General features: G+C 61.5%; 6 protein-coding genes and 1 pseudogene. All 7 read right to left on the reverse strand.

The annotated features are described in order from the left end of the window. Positions 1 to 400 (reverse strand): annotated as a pseudogene (locus AC1DVA_RS25380) (AAA family ATPase); the annotation flags it as partial. A 193-nt stretch (positions 401 to 593) separates the two neighbouring features. Beyond that, positions 594 to 1,220, reverse strand: coding sequence for a hypothetical protein (locus AC1DVA_RS25385; RefSeq protein WP_476807714.1), 627 nt, complete (start codon positions 1,218 to 1,220; stop codon positions 594 to 596). A gap of 30 nt (positions 1,221 to 1,250) precedes the next feature. After that, positions 1,251 to 2,036, reverse strand: coding sequence for an HNH endonuclease (locus AC1DVA_RS25390; protein ID WP_476807715.1), 786 nt, complete (start codon positions 2,034 to 2,036; stop codon positions 1,251 to 1,253). 4 nt (positions 2,037 to 2,040) lie between these two features. After that, positions 2,041 to 3,195, reverse strand: coding sequence for an ImmA/IrrE family metallo-endopeptidase (locus AC1DVA_RS25395; protein ID WP_476807716.1), 1,155 nt, complete (start codon positions 3,193 to 3,195; stop codon positions 2,041 to 2,043). Position 3,196: 1 nt separating this feature from the next. Beyond that, positions 3,197 to 3,490 (reverse strand): hypothetical protein, encoded by a 294-nt coding sequence (locus AC1DVA_RS25400; protein WP_476807717.1) that lies wholly within the window; start codon positions 3,488 to 3,490, stop codon positions 3,197 to 3,199. Further along, the gene (locus AC1DVA_RS25405) at positions 3,490 to 7,308 is read right to left on the reverse strand and encodes an Eco57I restriction-modification methylase domain-containing protein (protein ID WP_476807718.1); all 3,819 of its coding nucleotides are present in this window, start codon (positions 7,306 to 7,308) and stop codon (positions 3,490 to 3,492) included. Before AC1DVA_RS25405 ends, AC1DVA_RS25400 begins: the two co-directional genes overlap by 1 nt. Positions 7,309 to 7,311: 3 nt before the next feature. Next, a partial coding sequence (locus AC1DVA_RS25410) for a helicase-related protein (protein WP_476807719.1) occupies positions 7,312 to 9,004 on the reverse strand: 1,693 nt, incomplete at its 5' end.

Below are 9,004 nucleotides of genomic sequence, written 5' to 3' on the forward strand. Positions count from 1 at the left end.
GCGACCCCTCGTCTCCTTCCGTCCCCGTCATCGGTTGCCGGCCCTCGATAAAATCCTCGTAGGATATCGATTGGTGAAAGGTGACGAACTCTATGCGTCCGGCGGCCAAGAGCTTCCGGTAGATTGCCATCAACTCCGCGCGCCCCTCGGGCACCGGCTCGCCGCACAGACGTACAGCTTCGGCTGCGGTGGCGAAGGTTTTGCCCGTACCCGGCGGGCCGTATAGAATGAGGTTCATGGTCGGCATTCTCATCTGAATTTCGGCTGGTGTTACACGGTTTGCATCGATGCCGACCGTGCCTTGGACGCGGCCTTGTGGTGGTATGCCGATCGCTTGAGCGATTTCAGAAGCGAGCTCGTACCGAACAAGCTTGTCGCCACCATAGGTGACGTAATTCACGTCCCCACCCGCAATTGCTTTGACCCTAGATGCCAACCCGTCAACGAGCATTGCTTTAGCGACATCGACGATATTTTCTGTTTCGATCGCTTCCTTCGCTGTGTTACCGGCTCCTCGTGGCTTGATCCGGAATGCGGAGATACCGGTGGCGCGATTATAGTTTCTGACCGGCTGGAACGGCGTACCTTCACCGTCAAAGAGGACGAATGGGCGGCCATTTTGTGAACGCGGAGACGCCGTCGAGATCGAAACGAAAGACTGTAGCTGAGCTTTGATCAGCTCCGATTCGTTCTGGCTCAGGGACGTGCGCCAGATCTCGGAACATCCGCCCTCCAACGGCCTGGCAGATATTTGGCCAGGCCTCCTTCAGGCCAAGGGCGGCGTTAACATCGCTTACGAGGACCTCAACGTGGTTGCGCCCGGCCTCCCGCGCTGGCTCGATATACTTTTCTAGAACGTACTGACGTATGCGATCAGCGTCCTTTGCGGCTCCTGGAGGGTCTCCGGCAAGAAATCGGCCATACTGCCCTAGCCAACTCCCCCAGTTGGAAAGCCGATTTTGGGGATTGTCTGAATCCGGCATAAGGATCCGATAATCCTGCCCACCGGCGCGAGCATCTTCGCGCATTTTCCGCAGGCGCTCGCGAAGCGCTTCAAACCGATCAGTCTCCCACACCTGATGGAGGTTCTGATAAGGTAAGCCAAGCGCGGCAATATTGCGCTCAATGGTTCGGATTGCGTAAGCGCGTGAATTGCGCCCAGCTTCCGTTTGGGCGCCGCCCTGCTCCAACCATGCCTTGAAATCGATTTGTTCTGTCATTGCCAATTCTGTGTGATCAGGGGTGCTTACTCACTGGAACAATTGGTCAGAAGGACAGTCTGAGGCCCTGTCAAAAACCTCTGCCCTGTGCCGAGTAAGATTGTTCCGATGCGCATCAGTTAGCGGTACCGGTTGATGCCAACGAAGCTCGGCTTGAGCTTTGGCGCTCAACCGCGGCGAGAACATTGGCTCGCCTGTATCATCGAACGAGACAAGGCCCCTGTCGAAGGCGGCGTCCCAGAGCGCTGACAGCAAAAGGCCGTTGTGAACGTCCAGCCGCTCGGAGTCGCTACCGCATGTCGCCCATGGCACGATATGCGAGGCGCGTAGGAGAGCGGGGTCGGTGATGCCTGTCAGAGGGCAGCCAGCTTGCCAGTAATCCATCAGGCTCGCGCGGAAAACGCTCTGGCCGATGCGCTGGACGACGAGTCGCTCAGCCTCGGTTGTTCGAGGCATCCCGGAAACCTTCGCCTGAAAGTCGTGGAGCGGCGCGTCGGGGAGGCTTGCCGCCAGCTGATAGAGCCGTGGCAACACGGCATAGAGCGCGCTCAGCGTGTTGAAGGAATGCCGCGCTTGGCCGGGCCCACTAACGCGGGCCGGAACAAGGCCCAACTCGGCCTCGACGCCGGGATGGTCGAGCGCCAGAAACCACGGACCCTGCATTCCTGCCKCCGCCAGCCAGATCGTCCCCTGAGCGCTTGTCGAGCCGTAAGCCGCCCAACCAGATTGCTCTCCAAATGGTCGCCGAAAGCCGTGCTGCCATGCAGCCTTGTCGCACTCCTCTCGGACCACGAACGATTGCGGCGTTTCAATCATCAAGTCACGCCTTCTCGTTCCAAAGCTTCTGGGCCGAAATGCCCATCGCCGTTTCGATGGCGTTTGCTGCACGGGTGACCGCGTATAGGTTCAGGTCTCCAAACGCCCCTTTGTAATGCGCCAGATAGCTTTCGCTCTTCGGCTGCAGGCCGTTCCTCATCGCTACGAGATAAGCTGCCATTTCCGCCTCAACCTCTTTCAGCGCATGCGGTATCTCGCTTCGGTCGGGAACGCGCCGCCCGTTATCGGCTCCGAGGTGGCCGAGGAACAGATGTGCCAGTTCGTGAGCAACCGTGACGAAGCGCGTCGATGGCGGATGATTGCGGTTGATGGCGAGCCGATAGAGGTTTTTCCTGGTCTTGGCGTTGGACATCGCCAGCAGCCGGATCCAGCCGGCCTGGCCATCTCCGGCATCCAGCGCAACCAGGTCGATCCGTTCCTTCTTGAGGGCCCGCAGGAACTCGGCCAAGCGATTGTCAGTCAGGTTCCCAAAGGTCGGGAATACGAATGCATCGACGGGAACGTCGCGCCCTTCGGTATCGAGGATGTCGAAGACGAAGTCGACCGGGCCTTTGATGCGCAGGATCAAGAGCGGCCGGGCGCCCCGTTTCGGCACCCGGCCGAAGCGCTGGGACCAGTCTTGCGCGGTCGCGGCATGCGTGAGGCCCGGCTTCTGAATATGCAGCAGCATCGCGTTGAACGGCGCGAACTCACGCAGGCGAATGGTGAAGGCAAAAAGCTCGTGGATCGCGTCGCTGCTGTCGTAAAGCCGGGCAATAAGCTGCTCGATCAGGGCACGCTCATGCGGCGTTTGACCTTCCGACGCGTCGAACAAATCGGCCTGGGTCGGGAGGGTACCGTTTGCGGCAATGTTGAACAGTCCGCCAAGTTTATCGGACGCGAACAGCGATGGAGGATCGTCGACCCGCTGACCCTGCGAGAACGGGTCGAAACCGCGTTGGGCCACTGTGTCGATGAATGCGTAGAGGTGCTCTAACAGTTTGCGTCGGCCCTGTTTCGAGAGACCCGCCATCTTGCCAGCCATGGCAATGTCTTGGGCGAGCCGCACAAGGTCATCGCCCGGCCCTCCAAAGGTCACGAACGCGTCGCAGAAATGCTGCTCTGCAGCCTCCATGAGTGACGGATCGAGCGGCGTCACCCTACATCCCCATTGCCGTGAATTCGCCACCCGCTTCCATACGGTCCCAGGCGGCGAAGACGAGGCGGCGGGTGCAGTATTCGCCGTGGTGGCGGATTTCCTTTTCCTTCAGGACGCGGAAGGTTTTCGAGGGGTAGTCGGGGCCCTTCACGTAGGCGGGGTCGAGGATGCAGCGCTGCTTGTCGCGGGTCAGGCCATAGGCGCGGGAGTAGACGACGTCGAGATCGGCGCGCAGGAGGGCGCGGCGGGCCTGGTTCCAGGTGAAGGGCTGTACATCACAGCAAGCTGAACCCATCACACCCGATCCCATGCTTCCTGGATCAACCGCTGGGTCCGGAATTCCTTAAACTCGCGAAGCTCGGCATTGCGCAGTGCCTTGAACGTCTCGACCCCGCAATCCGGTCCGAGGATGTTGTCGGGATCCAAGATGTAGAGCATTTCCTGTTTCGCTTGGCCGAATACGTCGCGGGCCACGAGAACGTCTATCTCTGCGGCAACGACCGCACGCTGATCTGGCACCTCTATGACTGCTTCAGGCGCTTCAAGAATGCCCGCCTTTATCGCTTGCGCCCTAAACGCCTCCATTTCGTCACCTACGGCACAAAGCGCACAGACACGACGCGCTATAGCTACCGCTGAAGGGGTATTCGCGAAATCGCGTGGGAACGGCAGGCTGTCCATTATAGTATAGGACAAATGCAAGGAGACTTTTGTCCGGACCAGGAAATCCATGGTGAACGAGTTAGCAACTCCAATCCACAGCATGAGATACTGTATGCCAGCACCAGAAAACTCAATCGTCGGCACAGTGTGACCGCTGACGACGCTTCCGGGCAGGAGTCCGGCGATGAGGCCTCGTTGATTCGTCGGGCTGGCGACGTCACCAAACACAGCCCTATACCGATAGATCCGATCTCCCAGCTTCTCGGGGATCTTGTCCTCGAAAATGCGCCATTGCGGCTGGATGCGCTTCGCCGATGACCCGAATAGGTAGTCTTCCCAGACAGCCGACCGCCCGCGTCCGGACACATATCCCTTCGCGCGATAGTCGTWGGCGTCAATCATCCGCCCTTCGAATACGGGCAGGCCTTCACCGCCCTCCGAAAAGAGGCCACGATCCGTGCCCATGTCCACTTCGCGCATGTAGTGTCGATAGGGCAGGTCTTTGATTTCTGTCCCGAACTTCGGGTAGAGGGCATACATGCGGGCGCAGATGTCAATTTCTGACTGTGCCGCAAATTCCATCACCGCGACCGCGTCGGGCGAGAACTCCTCAACCACGGAGACTGGTATACTTAGCCCGTCCCCGGCGATGAACTCTGCCAGCTTCTGGGTGGAGTTCACGCGGAAAGCCGCGTTGAACTGCTCGGTCTTGCCGCCCTTCCAGGCGACGTAGAGGCAGAATTTCATTCGTGTGTCGATCTTGTCGAACCAGATGCCTTTGGTGTTCTCGAAACCGGCGAGATGCGCCAAGCGAAAAGCCGTGAACAGTTCTCGCCGGATCGCGGTCGCATTCGCCCCGTTGTAAAGGCCCTCAGGCACGAACTGGGCTGCCACGCGGCCCTTCCTTGTGGCCGCAAGGGCAGTTTCGACGAACATTCGATAGACGTTGAAGTCACCCTTCCCGAGATTGCCGTCGGCGAACAGTCGGTATCGGCCACTCGACTTGATGAAATGGACGGCCGCGTAGAGATCGGCGCAGTGCTTTTCCCACTGTGCCGCAAGGACTGGGCTGCTCAGAAGTCGGGCGTAGGCTTCTTCTTGTTCCTCGGGGGACATGTGGCGGATGTTCGGATCGTAGACCGAGAAAAACTCCTTGTAGTCCGGGCTCATCGTGTCCCATGGCGGGTTGCCCAGCACCACGTCGAAGCCGCCCCGCTCCATGATGTCAGGGAACTCCAGTGGCCAATGGAACGCCCGCACGCGGCGGGCGGCCTTGGGCGCGTCAGCCATCGAGTTGCGGATCTTGCCCTGATTAAGGGCCATCCACAGCTCTTCGGTGGTCGGCACGGTGCGGCTTGATGCCCCCGCCGGTGCGCCGCCCACCTTGGGCAGCAGGAAGGCGGCGACATAAAGGTTCGCGGCAGCCGTCGCCCGAACAAAAGCCTGACCCTTGCGAAGTTCCTTGAACCGCGCGGCCTTGGCCCCGATCTGTTCCACCGTATCCTCGGGCAGATCGCGGAAGCCCGAAAAATCCAGCGCCAGCGGCTTCATCTCTGGCATGGCAACTTGCCCCGTGCCGAAATCGAACCCGCCCTGACCCGAGGTCGCGGCGCGGTTGGCCTGGAGGTAGTAGCGCGCCGTATCCCTGTCGTCGCCCGTCAGCGGCTTGTAGGCGGCATCGGGGATGCCGTCCCGCAGGACCTTCAGGTCGAAGACCCCAAGCAGCGCATCGCCGCAGCGGATCTGCGCGTCGAAGAAGCCAAGGGGAAGGCCCGGATCCACCGTCTCGATCCAGAGCGCGACCTTTGTCAGCTCCACCGCCATCGGGTTGCGGTCAACCCCGTGCAGGCAGGACCGCGCGACATCGCGCAGAGCGTGGCGGAAATCGGCCAGCGACGGGGTGCCATCGGCGCGGATGCGCGCGAGCCGCGTGGCGATGCGGCGGGCGGCGGCCAGCAGGAAGTGGCCCGAGCCGCAGGCGGGGTCGATGACCGAGAGTTTCAGCAGCGCCTTGGCGGGATCGTCCGCCTCGGTTTCGGTCTTGTCGAGCACGGGGTCGAGTGYTGTGACGAGCAGCGCCTGAACGAGGCTGTCGGGCGTGTAGTAGGAACCGGTGGTCTTGCGCTGGTTGCCCTTCTGCTCGGCGGCCTCGGACGCGAAGAGCAGGGTCTTGCCGTCATCGCTCAGCTGCGGCTGCAGTTCGAGGAGGGATTCGTAGACGGAACCCAGCTCCTCGGTCTCCATCGCGCGCCAGTTGACGGGGACCATGCCGGTCTTCTGGTCGAGCCAGGACAGGCGGTATAGCGCCTCCATGAAGGCGCGGTTGCGCAAGCGGGCGGTTTCGAGGTGAGGCAGCCGGTCGTCGGCGAAAAGGCCGCCAAGGGCCGAAAGCGCCAGCGCGTCTTGGCCATGAGCCAGCGCGCGGAATACGATCTTGATGCCCTCGTAGCGGTCGTGATGCTTGTCCCACGATGCGGCGCGGTAACATTGGGCACGCAGGGCGGCGAGGCTGTAGCCTTCAGCATAGAGTTTGCGGGCGTCAGGCCTGGCCTTTTCCGGATGCAGGAGATTGCGATCCTCGGCGACCATCAGGAAGATCAGGCGGTAGACGAGGCGCAGGAGTTCGTTGAACCAGGTGGTCAGGTTGACCTCGCCAGACTTCAGCTTGGCGGCGAGGTCAGGGTTGGCTTCAAGAAAGCCAGAACCCAGAACCTTGAGGGCGATCTGAACTTGAAGCGCCAGACGATCACGGGCGACTTCGCCTTCCTTCGACCCTGCATCGCGCCAGCGTTCCAGCGCGCAATCGGTGGCAGGCGGGCCTGCGGCGCCAAAGCGGGTGCGGTGGATGAGAAGCCAGAGGGCGGCGAAGGAGGCGGCATCCTCGTTGGTGAAGATCTGCGAAAGGTCAGCCTCGATAAAGGCCGGGCGGGTCAGCGATGCATTGTCACGCATCAGGCGGATCAAGGTGCCGTTGGTGACAAGGCCCCAGAGGGTTTCGTCACGCTCGTTCAGGTGGTCCTGAAGCGCGAAGGCGGGCGAGCGTGTACGGTCGGTGGACAGCGTTGCGCTGCGCCGGTCGAGTTTCTCGTCGGAGGGGGGAACGACCACGATCGGCACCCGCCCGCCCGCGATGAACGACAAAGCGCCATCCGCTGGGGCGAGGTCGTCGAAACCGAAGGTTTCCTGGAGGAAGGTCTTGATGAACCGCCGCGTAGCCTCGGCCGACGGACTTGCAATCTTGGCGAAGCTGTCGAAATGCGATTGGCCGACGCGAAAAGCGGTCGAGATTTCCTCACGAATGGTCAGGCCCTTGCGGATCCGGTAGGACTGGCGCGTGTCGTCGTCGTCCTTCGGTGCGGCGATCTGTGCCACCATGGCTGGTGCGATCAGACTGCCTTCGAGGCCCAGCGAAGGCCAGGCGGACATGTCTATGATGGGTTTGCGCGCCACGGCTTACATCTCGCTCGGCAGCAGGACGAAGAGGCCGATCACGTCGGGGGGAAGAACGGTATCGACCGTCACGCGCGAGGCTGACCCTGCCGCAGCGCGAAGGCGCGCATGGTCCTGCATTAGCTCGTCGGCTCGCTGCCTCGCGAAGTCGGCCAACGAGCCGTGAAGCAGCGCAGGTAAATCCTCACGTGCCTTGCCGATGAAGCGCTCTCGTGCCGCCTGCGCGAGATCCGAAGTGGCGGACGTCTTGAGCATCTTACGCGCATCCTCACCAAGCGCGACGATCTTGTCGCCCTGAAGCGCGACAACGGCAGCTTCCTCAGCCAGCAACAACCGCTCCTTTCGTGCATGGACCGTCAGTTTGAACCGGATGCGAAGAAGGATGAGCCGCGTGAGCTTTCCCACGGCCTGCGTCGGCCATGCGCCGACGCGCCCGATGCCGAGAGTCGCGAGGAGTTCGGGATCGAGAGAGGCCTCAACCAGCGACTCGGCCAAGGTTGCAGTCAAAGGGTGAGTGCGGGTGAGTAGCGTGACACCGGATGGCGCGGGCTCAGTCAAGGCCAACCGCACCGACCCTTTGAGATCGTGTTGTTCAAGGCGTTCGCGCAAGCCCGCGTCAAGACCGTGGACATGCGCTAGCAGCAGTGACTTCCTGGCTTCCAGAGGCACGCCGAAGCGCGCCATTGCTGCCTCGACAAAGGCGCGCGCATCCTGGGGCGAGCCCAGGAAATCACGCACCTTCTCCCACTCAGGTGCGACCTCCTGCGGCTTCATCGAATTCTGGGCAAAGCGAGCACGGGATTTCTTTTCGTTTTCCGCAGCGTCGCGCCAGCGTGCCTCCATTGCCTTCGTGCCGTCATCAAGGCGTAGGTCGAGTGCCAATTGTTTCGTCCCGCCCCGGCGCAGCATCATCGCGGCCATCAAGGCATCGGTGACTGGCCCGCGCTCATCCGGTAGCGGCACGGTGACGCCCGTCACCTTTCGAATTTCCGCGGCCTTGCGCAGGATCACCTCGAGCACAGCGCCGTCGATGGCGCTGTCCGGCGAAAACATCATAATCGAGCGAACGATCGCTGCGGGTTGGCCGAACCGATCCACCCGGCCTTCGCGCTGCTGGTGTCGCGTCGGATTCCAGCACAGGTCATAGTGGATGACCGTATCGAAGATTTGCTGAAGGTTGATGCCCTCCGACAGACAGTCGGTCGCAACCAGAAGCCGCTGATTGCCCTTTTCGCCATCGCCGACGGCCATCTCGGCGACCCGATCACGGCGCTCGTCTGGCGTCAGAACACCGGTAACGGCATCGATCGTCAGCTTCGGGAAGGCACGGCGCAAGCCGTCCCGGACATAGTCAGCCGTTGCAAGATAGCGGCAGAAGACCACCGGATTGGCGCCCTGCTTTACGAGCGGTTTTAGAGCGTCGATCAGCGCGTTCAGTTTGGGATCGGAATCCGAATTCAAGCCTGCAGCCAGATCGATGAGCGAGAGAAGAGCCGGGTCAGCGGCAAAGCTGGCTCCTGGTTCGAGATCGACGGCATCCTCATCGTCGCCATCGTCATCGTAGATCTGCGGCTCTAGTCGATCAGTTTCGCTGGCCACGCGGTTTCGAAGCGCGCTGAGAGCCGCTGCGGGCGAAGAGCTGACGCAGCGCATCAGTGCCAGCGTACCCCAGAATGCCAATCTGCGATCTCTCAGG

It is taken from the genome of Allobosea sp. P4_C6, assembly GCF_056402015.1.

Coding starts and splice junctions, on each gene's coding strand:
- AC1DVA_RS25400 (WP_476807717.1), bottom strand. CDS start 3,490: ATGGGTTCAGCTTGCTGTGATGTACAGCCCTTCACCTGGAACCAGGCC.
- AC1DVA_RS25385 (WP_476807714.1), bottom strand. CDS start 1,220: ATGACAGAACAAATCGATTTCAAGGCATGGTTGGAGCAGGGCGGCGCC.